The sequence below is a fragment of the Cellulomonas sp. H30R-01 genome (assembly GCF_010119915.1).
Lineage (GTDB): Bacteria > Actinomycetota > Actinomycetes > Actinomycetales > Cellulomonadaceae > Cellulomonas > Cellulomonas algicola.
The window spans coordinates 3,432,173-3,445,731 of sequence record NZ_CP048210.1 but is presented as its reverse complement, the minus strand read 5'-3'; the positions used below and the strand labels follow the sequence as shown (position 1 = coordinate 3,445,731).

Here is a 13,559-nt window from a genome sequence, read left to right as displayed (position 1 = left end):
CCAGTGTCGACCCGCGGATGCTCGTGCGCGCGGCGTGACGACGCGGTGTCCACCGACGCGCCGCCCGCACGTGGCGCCGGTCTCGCCCGCCGCACGGCCGCGAGGGGGTGGCGTTCGACGCGCGCACCTGCGGGCCGGTGCCTACGCTCGGACCTTCGGACGGGCGGCGCGCACTGCGGACGTCGCCGCCACAGACCCACGGGAGGACCGCTCATGAAGGGCAAGGTCGTGTTCGCCGTCGGCGTCGGGCTCGGGTACGTGCTCGGGACCCGCGCGGGACGGGGTCAGTTCGAGAAGATCAAGGGCTGGGCGAACGACGTCTGGCAGGACCCGCGCGTCCAGGGCTACGTCCAGGACGTCGAGAGCCAGGCGACCGAGTTCGCCAAGCAGCAGGGTTCGGCGCTCAAGGACAAGGCCGTCGAGGCCGCGAAGTCTGCCGTCGCGGGCAACGCACCGTGGCGCTCCTCCACGACGACGCCCGAGGCCGACGACCCGACGCCGGACGTCCTCGCCGGCGAGCCGATCATCGACGCGGAGGACGCGCGCTACCGCACCCCCTGACGAGTCGCCGCTCCCGCTGGCCTGGGAGAAGCACCGGGAGCGACCGACCACGACGACGCGCCCCCGACGACCGCCACCCGGCGGGACGTCGGGGGCGCGTCGGTGCGTGGGGGGCGTGTCGGCGCGAGGGTGCCGCCGGGGCACCTCGTCCGTCGCCCGCTCGTCCCTCGCGGGCCGGTCTCCGCGTGTCGGTGCGAGAACGTCGACGTCCGCGTCGCGTGGGGCGCGTGCTCCCCGTCGGTCAGGCGCCCGTGACGGGGGCGCCGGGCCGGTGCCGTCAGGCGTTCAGCGCCTCGACGACCGCGGCCGCGGTCTGGGCGGGGTCGCGGTGGACGGACAGCTCGACGCCGTCCTCGCCCGGCCCGAGCGGCTCCAGCGTCGCGAGCTGCGACTCGAGCAACGACGTCGGCATGAAGTGCCCGCGCCGCCCCGCCATGCGCCGGGCGAGCTCGTCGTGGCCGACGGCGAGGTGCACGAACCGCACGCGCCCCTCGGCGCCGCGCAGCACGTCCCGGTAGGTCCGCCGCAGCGCGGAGCACGCGACGACGGTCCCGCGACCGGCCTCGGCGTGCTCCGTCATCGCGGCCGCGACGAGCCGCAGCCACGGCCCGCGGTCCTCGTCGGTGAGCGGGACGCCCGCGGCCATCTTCTCGACGTTGGCCGGTGGGTGGAGGTCGTCGCCCTCGACGAACGGGGTCCCGAGGGCCTCGGCGACGAGCCGCCCGATCGTCGTCTTGCCCGTCCCGGACACCCCCATCACGACCACGTGCTGCACGCCCACCGACTCTCCTCCGCTCACACTCCCGGACCGGCCCACCCTCCCACGCCCCACCCGCCCCCCGCCCACACCCACCCCGCCCACGCCCCGCCCACGCCCACCCCGCCCACGCCCCGCCCACGCCCACCCCGCCCACGCCCCGCCCACGCCCACGCCCCGCCCACGCCCCGCCCACGCCCACCCCGCCGAGCCCCACCCCCGCCCGCTGCCCGCGCCCGCCCGCGGCGTGAGGGGGTGGGACTCGGGGCGCACCGAGGGCCGTGAGGGAGGGCGCGGGCCCGGCGGCGGACGCGCGGCGGGGACGGGTGCCTCGGGCGACGTAGGGTGGCGGCGATGTCCGTGCTCGTCGACACCACCCCCCTCCGCGTCAGCCCGGCGTTCCGGCGGCTGTGGTGGGGCCTGTCCGTGTCGAACCTCGGCACGCAGCTCACGGTCGTCGCCGTCGGGCTCCAGGTGTACGACCTCACGGGCTCGACGTTCTCCGTCGGCGTCCTCGGTGTCTGCGCGCTCGTCCCGCTCGTCGTCTTCGGGCTGTACGGCGGCGCGATCGTCGACCACTACGACCGCCGCCGGGTCGCGCTCGTCGCGTCGCTGGTCGCGTGGACCGTGGTGCTCGGGCTCGCGGTACAGGCGTGGCTCGGCAACGAGCACGTCGGGCTGCTCTACGCGCTGGTCGCCGTGCAGTCGGCCGCCGGTGCGGTGAACAGCCCTGCGCGGACCGCGATCATCCCGCGCCTCGTCGACCCGACCCTGCTGCCCGCCGCCAACGCGCTGCAGACCACCGGCTGGAACGTCGCCCTCACCGTCGGCCCGCTGCTCGGCGCCGGCCTCGTCGCTGCGTTCGGGTACGCCGCCGCGTACACGCTCGACGCCGCGCTGTTCACGTTCGCGCTCGCCGCGCTGCTGCGTCTCCCACCGGTCCCGCCCGAGCCGTCGTCCGTCCGGCGTGCGCGCGTCGGGCTCGGCTCGGTGGTCGACGGCCTGCGCTACCTCGGCACGCAGCGCAACGTCCGCATGACGTTCGCGGTCGACCTGGTCGCCATGATCACCGCCTCTCCGCGCGTGCTGTTCCCCGCGGTCGCGCTCCTCTACCTGGGCGGCGGCGAGACGACGACCGGCGTGGTCAGCGCCGCGGTCGCCGTCGGGGCGGTCCTCGCGGGGGTGTTCTCCGGGGGGCTCGTGCACGTGCGCTGGCAGGGCCGCATCATCACCGTCGCGATCGTCGTCTGGGGGCTCGCGATCGCCGGGTTCGGCGCGGTCCTCGTCACCGTCGACGCGACGCGGCCCGACCAGGTGCTGTGGGGCGCGCTCGCGCTCGCGGTCCTCACGCTCGTCGTCGCGGGGGCCGCGGACGCGATCTCGTCGGTGTTCCGGCAGAGCATCCTGCAGACCGCGACGCCCGACGACATGCGCGGCCGCCTCCAGGGCGTGTTCGTGGTCGTCGTCGCGGGCGGGCCCCGGCTGGGCGAGCTGCTGCTCGGCGGTCTCGCGACGCGCGTCGGTGAAGGCTGGACAGCGGTGATCGGTGGCCTCACGTGCGTCGTCCTCGTGAGCGTCCTGGTGCGCGTCCAGCGCACGTTCTGGCACTACGACGCCCACCACCCCACCCCCTGACCGGGTGCTGTCGATTCCGGCGGGGCTCGTCCGTCACAGTGGTGACACGCCGCCACGGAGCGGCCGGCACACGAGGAGCGACGATGACCCGGTACGCCATCTACTTCCAGCAGAACTGGGTCGGGGACCACCCGGCCGAGTGGTTCCAGTCCCGCGTCGAGCCGAGCACGGCGGTCGTCCGCGACATGGAGGCGGCCGGGGTGCTGGTCTTCGCCGGCGGGCTCGAGGAGGACCTGGCCGAGGCGTTCACCGCCGACGCGACGAGCGGGACGGTCACGATCACCGACGGTCCCTACGCCGAGACCACCGAGTACCTGGGCGGGATCACGGTCATCGACGTGCCCGACCTGGAGACGGCCAAGATGTGGGCGGGACGGGTCGCCGAGGGGTGCGGCTGGCCGCAGGAGGTCCGGGTCATCAAGTAGCGCGCCCGGGCGCCGGCTCGTCGACGCGCGAGCGGGTCGACGAGCACGGGCGACGCTCCGGCGCCGAGCGCGGTGCACCGACGCGGGCGTGTCGACGCGAGCGCGTCGACGCGGGCATGCCGACGAGGGTGCGCAGCACTCCGGAGCGGCCGCGCGACCGATCTACGCGAGCGAGTCGAGGAGCGTGCGCAGGGCGTCGGCGAGGGTCGTGCGGTAGCCCGGAAGCCAGTCGCCCGCGAACGACCGGGGGACGATCTCGGTCGTCAGGATCAGCGTGAGGAACGTCCGGTACAGCGCGAGCCGCGTCTGCGCCGACGGGCTCGTGACGTCGATGCCACCGGGCACGACGCTCGCGTAGCCCGCGAGCACGCGCGGGTTCACGGGGCCGACGTTGTGGCAGTCGGCGCCGACGAGCTCGTGCAGCGGGTCGCCCCAGAACGCGCGCTCGGGGTCGATGACGCCGACGATCCCGCCCGTCGCCGGGTCGACGAACAGGTTCCCGGCCCAGAGGTCGGTGTGGACGAGCGTGGGCGTCGTGACGTCGTCGAGCGCGTCGCCGTGGCGGCGCAGCGCGGCGCGCACCTCGTCGGCGGGCAGCTCGACGCCCCAGCGCGGGGCGTCGGTCAGGACGGCCTCGACCATCGCGGTGAACGTCCCGCGCCACGTGGGGGCGTTGAGCCCGGCCGCGGGGTTCGGGTAGCCGAAGCCGCCGTCGGGCGCGGGCAGTCCGGCGGTGTGCAGCCGGGCCATGTACGCACCGAGCTCGTGCTCCGCGCGCGCGGTGCGGGGGTCGTCCTCCGCGGTGCCGAAGCCGGCGTCGACCAGCGGCACCCCGGGCAGGTGGCTGACGACGAGCGCGTCCGACGGCACGTGCGTGCGCGTGAAGTCGGTGAGCAGCACGCGCGGCATGAGCAGCTCCGGGTGGTGCTCGGCGAGCCGGTAGACGTGCGCCTCGGACCGGACCAGGTCGTGCTCGTAGGTGAGCAGCGCGTCGGTCGCGGTGGGCGCGGTCTTGACGATGACGCGCGTGCCGTCGTCGAGCGTGACGCGGTAGCTCGTCGCGAACATCCCGCCCGTGAGCCGCTCGACCCCGGCGATCACCCCGAGCGGTGCGAGCACGGCACGCAGGGCGTCGACGGGCACGTCCGCCGGGGCGTCGTCGGTCGGTGCGGTGCCGGCGGCGGGGGCGTCGGCGGGCGCACCCGGCCCGTCCGACGGCAGGTCGGACAGGGTGGCGGAGTCGGTCACGGGTGTCGCGTCGGCGAGGGTCACGACGCGCACGGTACTGCGGGGTCGTCGCGTCGGGGGAGGGCCGATGGGCCGTTCGTGGTGTCGAAAGTGGACGAGCCCGGGGTGTCGGGAGTCGCCGCGGCGACGAGGCCGGTGACGCCCTGCCGGAGAGCCCGCGGCGGCGTTCAGCCGTCCTCGGCGACGCCGGTCGGCCGGGGTGGCGCGGGGTGCTCGACGGCGCTGCCGACCTCGCCGTCGGTCGCGCCCCGCTGCTGCGGCACGGCGCTGCGCGGGTCGACGCAGTCGGCGACCTCGCACGCGGCGACGGCCGCACCTGCGGTGGCCGACGGCGACTCGTCCTCGACGGCGCGCGCGACGCGCTCGTCGGCGGCCTTCGCGTCGGGACGCGGCCGCAGCGTGCGGTACGCGGCGAGGGTCGCGACGAGCGCGAGCCCGGCGGAGACGATGACGACGAGGAACCCGCCGTGCGAGCCGTCGGCGTCGATGCGGGCGCCCGCGATGGACGAGCCGAAGGAGACGCCGACGCCGAGCGACGTGCCGACCCAGGTGAGGCCCTCGGTGAGCCGCGCGGGCGGCACGAGCTGCTGGACGAGCGCGTTGCCGTTGATGAGCGTGGGCGCGATGGCGAAGCCGGTGACGAACATGACCGCGGCGAGCACGACGAGGTTGGTCGCGACGACGAAGAACGAGACCCCGACGGCGAGCACGACGACGCCGATCGCGAACCGCTGGTGCAGCGGCCGGACCCAGTGCCGCGTGCCGTAGAGCAGCCCGGCGATGAGCGACCCGAACGCGAACACGGCGAGGATCACACCGGCGATGCCGGTGTTCCCGGACTCCTCCGCGAACGCGACGGTCGAGACGTCGGTCGCGCCGAAGATCGCGCCCATGGCGACGAAGACGAGCGCGAGCACGACCATGCCGGGGTTCGCGAGGACGGAGCCGCGCACGCGCTCGCCGCCGGCGCTGATGGTCGGGGCGGGCTCGGTGGCGCGCAGCGCGAGGAACCAGTACCCGCCGACGACCAGCGCGACGAGCGGCACGACCAGCCCGGCTGCGGGGTCGACGCCGGTCGCGAGGACCGTGGCGAGGACGGGGCCGACGATGAAGACGAACTCGTCGATGGTCGACTCGAGCGCGTACGCGGTGTGCATGGGGCGCGGGTCGCCCCCGAGCACGCCGGACCAGCGGGCGCGCACGAGCGAGCCGAACGACCCGACGGCGGCGCCCGTGACGGCGGCGGCGACGTAGAGGAGCCACGGGTTGCTGTCGGCGCGCGCCGCGACGACCAGTGTGACGAGACCGACGGACGCGACGGCGACGGCGGGGCGCATGACGCGGGCCTGGCCGTGCCGGTCGACGAGCCGGGCGAGCTGCGGCGAGCAGAGGGCCTGCGCGACGACGTAGACGGCGGAGACCCGTCCGGCCAGCCCGTAGGAGCCGTACAGCGCGGAGATCATGAGGACGATGCCGATCCCGATCATCGACATCTGGAGGCGCGCGACCATCCCCGCGACGGAGAAGGCGAGGGCACCCGGGCGCGACAGGATCTCGCGGTAGGGCTGGAGCATGCCCTCAGTCTCGCACCGCGCTCCGACGGTGGCCCGGGGCTGGTGGTGGGGCGCCGTGTGCCGCACGATCGGTGCATGACGGACGTGCTGGTCAGCGACGCGCCCGAGGCGCACCGGTTCGAGGCCCGCGACGAGGCGGGTGAGCTGCTGGGGTTCGCGGTGTACGACGTGGTGGGCCGGACGGTCGTGTTCACGCACACCGAGGTGGACCCGCGCGCGGAGGGTCGCGGGGTCGCGTCAACCCTCGTCCGCGAGGCGCTGGACGCCGTCCGGGAGAGCCACCGGGACGTCGTCGCGCTGTGCCCGTACGTGAAGGCGTGGGTGGCGCGTCACCCGGACTACCAGGACCTCCTGCACCGCCCGTGACAGACCCCGGTGCCAGCCTGACGAACACCGTCCTCCCGAGCAACTTCTTGTAAATTTCGTGTGAAGTTGCCTCGGGCAAAGCGGACATGTCAGGTCAAGAGGTAAGCGCTTCCGGTGAGCGCCGTCACTTTTGGACGCTTGTCCGTCTCAATGTGCTGTTACCGGCTGGTAAGTTCGATTTACCGAGTTCGCCGGGCTGTGGTCACACGTGGGTCCACCGCACCGCGACCGGTCCGTGCGCCTCCATCTGCAGGGGGCGGTTGCGCACGTCCACTCGCAGGTCAGAGGCCTATGAGTGGTCCTTCGACGCGCCCGCTGGGTCCTCGCTGACCCGCCGGTGACGTTCACGCTGGATCGCCGACGACGCCGTGACAGCTGGTCAGAAAAAGCCACCACCGTGTCGGGTAGGCCATTCAGATGTTTGTTTTCGTTCTTCAGCTGCGTCATATGCTGGAAGGGCAGTCGGAGTTTTATCTCTTCGCTGTCTTCTCCACGCTGATCTGGGCGTTGTGGCTGCTCAAGGTGCTGCTCTCGCGGCGGTACAAGCCGTACACCGGCGAGTACCACGGCACCACCTCGGTCGTCGTCCCCGTGGTCGACGAGCCCCTCGACCTCTTCCACGACGTGCTCTCGCGGATCGTCGCGCAGCAGCCCGACGAGGTCATCGTCGTCATCAACGGCAAGCCCAACCCGGGCCTCGAGCGCGTCAGCGAGCAGTTCGCGCCGCTCGTCCGCTGGGTGCACACCCCGATCCCGGGCAAGCGCAACGCCGTCAAGATCGGCACCGAGATGTCGCGCGGCGAGATCACCGTGCTCGTCGACTCCGACACCGTGTGGACCGACGGCACGCTCCCCGAGCTCGTCAAGCCGTTCGCCGACCCCAACATCGGCGGCGTCACCACGCGTCAGCGCATCCTCGACCCCGAGCGCTCCTGGATCACCCGCTGGGCCGACTGGCTGGAGAACACCCGCGCGCTCTACTCGATGCCCGCGCAGTCCGCGCTCGGCCAGGTCGGCTGCCTGCCCGGACGCACCATCGCGTTCCGCCGGCACATCCTCATCGACGTCATGGACGACTTCATGCACGAGAAGTTCATGGGCGTCTTCCTCGAGGTCTCCGACGACCGCACGCTGACCAACCTGACGCTCAAGGCCGGCTACAAGTGCGTGTACCAGTACACGAGCCTCGTCTACACGGACGCCCCGCTGCAGGTGAAGAAGCTCTTCAAGCAGCAGCTCCGCTGGGCCCGCGGCAGCCAGTACAACACCCTGCGGATGCTGCCCTGGATGATGGGCCACGCCCCCGTCCTGGCGATCTTCTTCGTGATGGACATCATCCTGCCGTTCCTGCTGGTCGGGACGATCGCGGGCTGGATCTACCGCGCCGCGTCCGGCACGGGCGTGAACCTCTACCAGGCGATCCTCGAGACGTACACGGGGCTGCAGGGCTGGGTCTGGGTCGTCGCCACGATGGTCATCTCGTCGGTGCTCTCCATGGCGATCCGCCAGATCCGCCACCTGCACGAGAAGCCGTCCGACTTCCTGCGGCTGCCGGTCTTCATCATCGTCTCGACGTTCTTCCTCATGCCCGTCCGCCTGCTCGGCTTCCTGCGCATGGCGCACGCGTCGGGCTGGGGCACTCGTGCCGGCGCCTACGCCGGCGGTGACCTCATGGAGGAGCTCGAGCAGGCTCCGCAGGGTCCCGTCGACCTCGTCGACCGCGCCCCCGACGGAGTCGTCCCGCACCAGCGGTCCGCCGACGGCACCGTCCTGACCGAGGCGCCGGCGCGCGTCCGCCGCGCCACCGCGGCCCCCGCACCGGCTCCCGCGCCGCGTCGCCGCCGTCGTCTCAACCCGCTCGCCGGCATCCCCTACGTGGCCGCCGTGCTGATCTTCGCCCTGGAGGCACTCGTCTATGTCTGAGCACACCGCCCACGGCTGGTGGACCCGGGCGATCCGCCCGTCCCCCCGCAAGCGGCTCACCGCAGCCGCGATCGCGCTCGCCCTCGTCGCCGTCACCGTCGGCGTCTGGCTCTCGCCCTCCGTCGACGGCGTCGTCCCCACCCGCGCCAGCGCCGAGGAGATGCGTCTCCAGGCGGAGAACGAGAAGCTGCGCTACTCGCTCGAGGCCCGCGAGCAGGAGGTCCTCGACCTCGAGCGCTCGCAGCGCAAGGCCGCCTCCGAGCGGTCCGCCGCCGCCGAGCGCGGCAAGGCCAAGGCCGCCGAGGAGAAGGCCGCCGCCGACGCCGCCGCGCAGCAGAAGGCCGCCGAGGAGCAGGCCGCGGCCAAGGCCGCGTCCGCCGCCAAGGCCGCGTCCGAGAAGAAGACCGCCGCCGAGCGCGGCAAGGCGCGCGACCGTGCCGCGCAGGCCGAGGCCGCGCTCGCCCGGGCCCGCGCCGCCGCGGCCACGCCGTCGTCGTCCGGACCCGCCCCCGAGGTCAGGCCCACCGCCCCGTCGCTCGCCGAGCTCCGGCAGCCGACGGCCCGCCAGTTCGGCCTCTACACCCCGCAGGCGCCGTTCAGCTGGGCCGAGCAGGACGCGGTCGCCGCGCAGCTCGGCACGCAGCCGAGCATCGTCGGGTACTTCCAGGGATGGGACGGCAACTTCCGTGCCGACGCCGTGACCCGCTCGTGGGCGAAGGGCGCCATGCCCATGCTCACGTGGGAGTCGCGCAACCTGGCCACGGCGAACGACGTCGTCGAGGAGCCCGAGTGGTCCCTCAAGGAGATCATCAACGGCCGCTACGACGCGTACCTGCGGCAGTACGCCGCCGACGTCACGGCCCTCGGGCTGCCCGTCGCGATCCGTCTCGACCACGAGATGAACGCGTCCTGGTACCCGTGGAACGAGCAGGGCTCGGGCGGCGCGTCCGTCAACGGCAACAGCCCCGGCGAGTACGTGGCCATGTGGCGTCACGTGCACGACGTGTTCGAGGCCGCCGGCGCCAACCAGTACGTGCTGTGGGTGTGGGCGCCGAACATCGTCAACAACCTGCCCGCCGCGAACCAGTCGCTCGCCTACACGAAGTCGCTCTACCCGGGTGACCAGTACGTCGACTGGGTCGGCCTGTCCGGCTACTACCGGCCGCCGTACCGCGACGGCCAGACGCCCACGTTCGCGTGGACGTTCGACAAGTCGCTCGACCAGCTGCGCGCCATCACGCACAAGCCGATCTTCCTCGCGGAGATCGGGGCGTCGGAGAGCGGCGGCCAGAAGGCCGCGTGGGTCACCGACCTGTTCGACGCGCTCGCCAAGCCGGAGAACGCCGACGTCGTCGGGTTCGCCTGGTTCAACCACGCCGTCACCACCATCAGCCAGGGCGAGCGCGTCACCAACGACTGGCGCGTCGAGTCCCGCGCCGACTCCCTCGCCGCGTTCGTCGAGGGACTGCACGACCCCGCCGCAGGCTTCGCCCTCCCGGGCGGTGCGTCATGACGCCCGCGACGCCCACCGCCAACCCCCGCCGTTCTAGGAGAAACGACATGACCGAGCAGCACACCGAGGACCTCACGGTCGCGGACCACTTCCCCCGGCGCGTCTTCGACGCCGACGCCCCCGCCCCTCGCATCTCGGTGCTCGGCACCGGCTACCTCGGCGCCACGCACGCCGTGTCGATGGCCGCGCTCGGCATGGAGGTCGTCGGGTACGACGTCGACCCCGCCAAGGTCGCCGCGCTCCAGGCCGGCAAGGTGCCCTTCTACGAGCCCGGGCTGCCCGAGCTCCTCGAGGAGCAGCTCGCCACCGGCCGCCTGCGCTTCACCTCCGACGTGGCCGAGGCCGTGGCGTTCGCGGACGTGCACTTCGTGTGCGTCGGTACGCCGCAGACCAAGACCAGCCACGCGGCGAACCTGTCCTTCGTCGAGGCCGCCACCACGGCCATCGCGGAGAACCTCACGCACGACGCGCTCATCGTCGGCAAGTCCACGGTGCCCGTCGGCACCGGTGCCCGTCTGCGGTCGCTGGTGGCGGAGAAGGCGCGCAAGGACGTCCGCGTCGAGCTCGTGTGGAACCCCGAGTTCCTCCGCGAGGGCAAGGCGGTCCAGGACACGCTGCACCCCGACCGCATCGTCATGGGCGGCACCACCGCCGACTCCGAGGCCCTGCTGCGCCGCGTGTACGCGACGCCCATCGCCGAGGGCTCGCCGGTCGTCGTGTGCGACCTGCCCACCGCCGAGCTCGTGAAGGTGAGCGCCAACGCGTTCCTCGCGACCAAGATCTCGTTCATCAACGCGATCGCCTCGGTCTGCGAGGCCGCCGACGCCGACGTGACCGTCCTCGCCGACGCCCTCGGCCACGACGTCCGCATCGGTCGCCAGTTCCTCGACGCCGGTCTCGGCTTCGGCGGCGGCTGCCTCCCCAAGGACATCCGCGCCCTCATGCACCGCGCCAACGAGCTCGGTGCGCACCAGGCCTCGGCCCTGCTCCAGCAGGTCGACGAGATCAACATGGGCCAGCGCGGCCGCGTCGTCGACCTCGCCCTCGAGGCGTGCGGCGGCTCCGTCCTCAACCGTCGCGTCGGCGTCCTCGGGGCGGCCTTCAAGCCGCACACCGACGACGTGCGCGACTCGCCGGCCCTCAACGTCGCCGCGGCCCTGCACCTGCGCGGTGCCCAGGTCACCGTGTACGACCCCGAGGCCGGCGACACCGCCCGCGCGTCCTTCCCGACGCTCGGCTACGCGACCTCCGCCGAGGAGGCCGTCGAGGGTGCGGACGTCGTCCTCGTCCTCACCGAGTGGGACGAGTTCGTCGGCGCCGAGCCGGCGAAGCTCGCCGCCCTCACGCACAACGCGAACGTCATCGACGCGCGCGGCAAGCTCGACCCGCAGCGCTGGCGCCAGGCCGGCTGGTCCTTCCGGGGCCTCGGCCGCACCGCCGCCTGACGGGTCGCCTGAACGGCCGCCGGGGTGTCGGCGGCCGACCTCGGGCCGCCGGAGGCACGGTCCGGCGGTCACCCCCGCACGCACCACCCGACCGCGTCGGGTCGGGGGTGCGTGCAGCGGACGGCGTCGCGCCCCGACGCCGCTCCGCACGACGGGCCGCGCACCTCGCAACCAGGTGCGCGGCCCGTCCGTGTCCCCGGTCGACGCGACCGGGCGACCGTCGCCGACGCTCCCGGCCGTGGCCTCACTCCGCGCGCGACGCCCCGCCGTCCCGGGTCGACGGCGTCCAGGCGAACGTTGTGAGCATCCGGTCCCATCGGGCGACGGCCACGTCGTGCGGGTCCTGGAACCACGCGTGGGCGGTGAGGACGCCTACTACGAAGGCATGTCCGTCCTTGTCGACGTGCGAGTCGGTCAGCGTCACCCCCCGGCCCGTGATCGTGCTTCGGTACCAGGTCCCGGCGGCGCTCGGCACGGTCAGCACGTCGGTGCCGACGCGTGTCCACCCGACTCCACCGTCGGGTCCGGTGAAGTCCCGGGCTCGCTCGTCGGCCGGCACGATCACCTCTCCCGCGTGGACGTCGCCGAGGCGCCCGAGGTGGACGACGAGAAGGTGCGATCCGACCGTCGTCATGACCTGCACCGACTCGGCGCTCAGCTGCGGACGGGTGGCGCGAGCAGGCGCCAGGAAGGACAGGCCGGGGGCGTCCATATGCTGGAGCCGGATCCGGTGGCGGAGGCGGTCGGGACCGCCGCGAGGCGAGGCCGGAGCCCACCGGGCCGCGAACACGGCAGCCCGCCAGCGCGCGGGCCGTTCGGGATGCGAGCGCACGGCACGGTAGATCCGCCTCCGATGCGGGAGGTCCGTCGCCAGCGCCCCGGCGAACAGGAACGCGCCCACGACGAGCGCGAGGACGACGACCGCCTGGCTCGGGCTGAGGGACTGGTCCAGCAGAGCGCGAACTGACACGCCCCATCATCGGCGCGGCCGCCGCCGGGGATGAGGCCCCGGCTCGAGATGGCTTCTCAGCCCTCCGTTGCGCTGCGGCTCGACTCGGGTGCGTGGGTGATCGCGGACAGTCCCGCGTTCACGGGCTTCGAGAAGGTCGTCACGTCCGTGATGCCGAAGCCCGCGAGACGCGCGGTGTGCTTGGCGAGGTAGCGCTCGGCCGACGCGCGGTCGGTGAACAGGTACGCGCCGCCCGCGGTCCCGGCCTCGGCGTCCTCCGTCCAGACCTTCCAGAGCAGCCCCTGCTCGGCGGCGATGTCCGCCGCCAGGTCGCCGAACGCGGTGACGGCCTCGTCCCCGACGGGCCCGTCGGTCGGGAAGTCGAAGAACAGCAGGTGCGCCATGATCGGTCCTCTCCGCCGTGCGATGGGCCGGCGCCCATCCGGTGCTCAGAAGACCACCGCCCACCGACATCCCGCCTCGGTGGATCGCGCGCTCTCGTGTCGGCTCAGCCCCCTACTCTGCGGCCGCGCACCGGGTGTACGTCGACGAGACGAAGGCGAAGGGCTACGTGCTCGTGGCGAGCGCGCTGCACCCTGCCGAGTGCGCGGTGGTCCGCGGGCACGTGCGGCGCCTCATCCTCCCCGGCCAGCCACGGTTGCACATGAAGGCGGAGAAGACGCCGTGGCAGCACCTCGTCCTGTCGACTCTCGTGAGCCTCGGTGTGCGCGCCACGGTCTACGAGGCCGACGCGCGGACGCACCGGACCGACATCGAGCGTCGTCGCGCCTGTCTTGCGAGGCTGATCGGCGACGTCGCCGGGACGTGCGAGCACCTCGTGCTCGAGTCCGACGAGTCGCAGGACGCGCGTGACCGCAGGGACCTGGTCGAGCTCACTCGGGATGCCGGGTGCCGCGACACCTTGCGGTACGAGCATCGGACGGCCGCCGCGGAGCCGCTGCTCGCGATCCCCGACGCGGTCGCATGGGCCTGGGCACGAGGCGGTGACTGGAGACGCAGGGTCGCGCCGCTCGTCGAGCGGGTCGTGGCTGTGTGAACCCAGACATGCGAAAGGCCCGTGCGCCACGTCCCAGACGGGTCACGAGCCTTCGACTTCCACGGAGATCAACTCTCCGGGCGCGGACAAGTCTACGGATTCCCTG

General features: G+C 73.3%; 13 protein-coding genes. 8 read left to right on the top strand and 5 right to left on the bottom strand.

Annotated features, from left to right (window positions below; genetic code table 11):
- Window positions 1-213 precede the first annotated feature (213 nt).
- A complete protein-coding gene (locus tag GXP71_RS15395) occupies window positions 214-561 on the top strand; it encodes a YtxH domain-containing protein (RefSeq protein ID WP_162353358.1) in 348 nt (115 codons plus the stop codon).
- A 277-nt stretch (window positions 562-838) separates the two neighbouring features.
- Here the strand turns inward: GXP71_RS15395 and GXP71_RS15390 are convergent, their stop codons facing one another.
- Window positions 839-1,342, bottom strand: coding sequence for a gluconokinase (locus tag GXP71_RS15390; RefSeq protein WP_238402444.1), 504 nt, complete (start codon window positions 1,340-1,342; stop codon window positions 839-841).
- A 330-nt stretch (window positions 1,343-1,672) separates the two neighbouring features.
- Between GXP71_RS15390 and GXP71_RS15385 the strand changes: the two genes are divergently transcribed.
- Together GXP71_RS15385 and GXP71_RS15380 are read left to right on the top strand one after the other, a co-directional pair.
- Window positions 1,673-2,953: an MFS transporter gene (locus GXP71_RS15385; RefSeq protein ID WP_162353357.1), complete on the top strand. Its 1,281-nt coding sequence runs from the start codon at window positions 1,673-1,675 to the stop codon at window positions 2,951-2,953.
- An 83-nt stretch (window positions 2,954-3,036) separates the two neighbouring features.
- On the top strand, window positions 3,037-3,378 hold the full coding sequence (locus GXP71_RS15380) for a YciI family protein (RefSeq protein WP_162353356.1): 342 nt from the start codon (window positions 3,037-3,039) through the stop codon (window positions 3,376-3,378).
- 162 nt (window positions 3,379-3,540) lie between these two features.
- On the opposite strand, the gene GXP71_RS15375 is transcribed toward GXP71_RS15380, so the two are convergent.
- Together GXP71_RS15375 and GXP71_RS15370 are read right to left on the bottom strand one after the other, a co-directional pair.
- The gene (locus tag GXP71_RS15375; protein ID WP_238402443.1) at window positions 3,541-4,650 is read right to left on the bottom strand and encodes a phosphotransferase family protein; all 1,110 of its coding nucleotides are present in this window, start codon (window positions 4,648-4,650) and stop codon (window positions 3,541-3,543) included.
- Window positions 4,651-4,793: 143 nt separating this feature from the next.
- Window positions 4,794-6,200 (bottom strand): MFS transporter, encoded by a 1,407-nt coding sequence (locus GXP71_RS15370; RefSeq protein ID WP_162353355.1) that lies wholly within the window; start codon window positions 6,198-6,200, stop codon window positions 4,794-4,796.
- A 75-nt stretch (window positions 6,201-6,275) separates the two neighbouring features.
- Between GXP71_RS15370 and GXP71_RS15365 the strand changes: the two genes are divergently transcribed.
- From GXP71_RS15365 to GXP71_RS15350, 4 genes are all read left to right on the top strand, one after another.
- Window positions 6,276-6,566: a GNAT family N-acetyltransferase gene (locus tag GXP71_RS15365; protein WP_162353354.1), complete on the top strand. Its 291-nt coding sequence runs from the start codon at window positions 6,276-6,278 to the stop codon at window positions 6,564-6,566.
- A gap of 417 nt (window positions 6,567-6,983) precedes the next feature.
- Window positions 6,984-8,489 carry a glycosyltransferase family 2 protein gene (locus GXP71_RS15360; protein ID WP_162353353.1) on the top strand — a complete coding sequence of 502 codons (1,506 nt, stop codon included), beginning with the start codon at window positions 6,984-6,986 and terminating at the stop codon, window positions 8,487-8,489.
- A complete protein-coding gene (locus tag GXP71_RS15355) occupies window positions 8,482-10,002 on the top strand; it encodes a glycoside hydrolase family 26 protein (protein WP_162353352.1) in 1,521 nt (506 codons plus the stop codon). The genes GXP71_RS15360 and GXP71_RS15355 overlap by 8 nt, the downstream gene beginning before the upstream one ends.
- 47 nt (window positions 10,003-10,049) lie before the next feature.
- Window positions 10,050-11,447, top strand: coding sequence for a UDP-glucose/GDP-mannose dehydrogenase family protein (locus GXP71_RS15350; protein ID WP_238402442.1), 1,398 nt, complete (start codon window positions 10,050-10,052; stop codon window positions 11,445-11,447).
- Between the two features lie 244 nt (window positions 11,448-11,691).
- On the opposite strand, the gene GXP71_RS15345 is transcribed toward GXP71_RS15350, so the two are convergent.
- Both GXP71_RS15345 and GXP71_RS15340 read right to left on the bottom strand, forming a co-directional pair.
- A complete protein-coding gene (locus GXP71_RS15345) occupies window positions 11,692-12,417 on the bottom strand; it encodes a hypothetical protein (RefSeq protein WP_162353351.1) in 726 nt (241 codons plus the stop codon).
- Window positions 12,418-12,473: 56 nt separating this feature from the next.
- Window positions 12,474-12,800 carry a monooxygenase gene (locus GXP71_RS15340; RefSeq protein ID WP_162353350.1) on the bottom strand — a complete coding sequence of 109 codons (327 nt, stop codon included), beginning with the start codon at window positions 12,798-12,800 and terminating at the stop codon, window positions 12,474-12,476.
- Between the two features lie 134 nt (window positions 12,801-12,934).
- Between GXP71_RS15340 and GXP71_RS15335 the strand changes: the two genes are divergently transcribed.
- Complete coding sequence (locus GXP71_RS15335) at window positions 12,935-13,453, top strand: hypothetical protein (RefSeq protein ID WP_162353349.1); 519 nt, start codon at window positions 12,935-12,937, stop codon at window positions 13,451-13,453.
- Window positions 13,454-13,559: the final 106 nt, after the last annotated feature.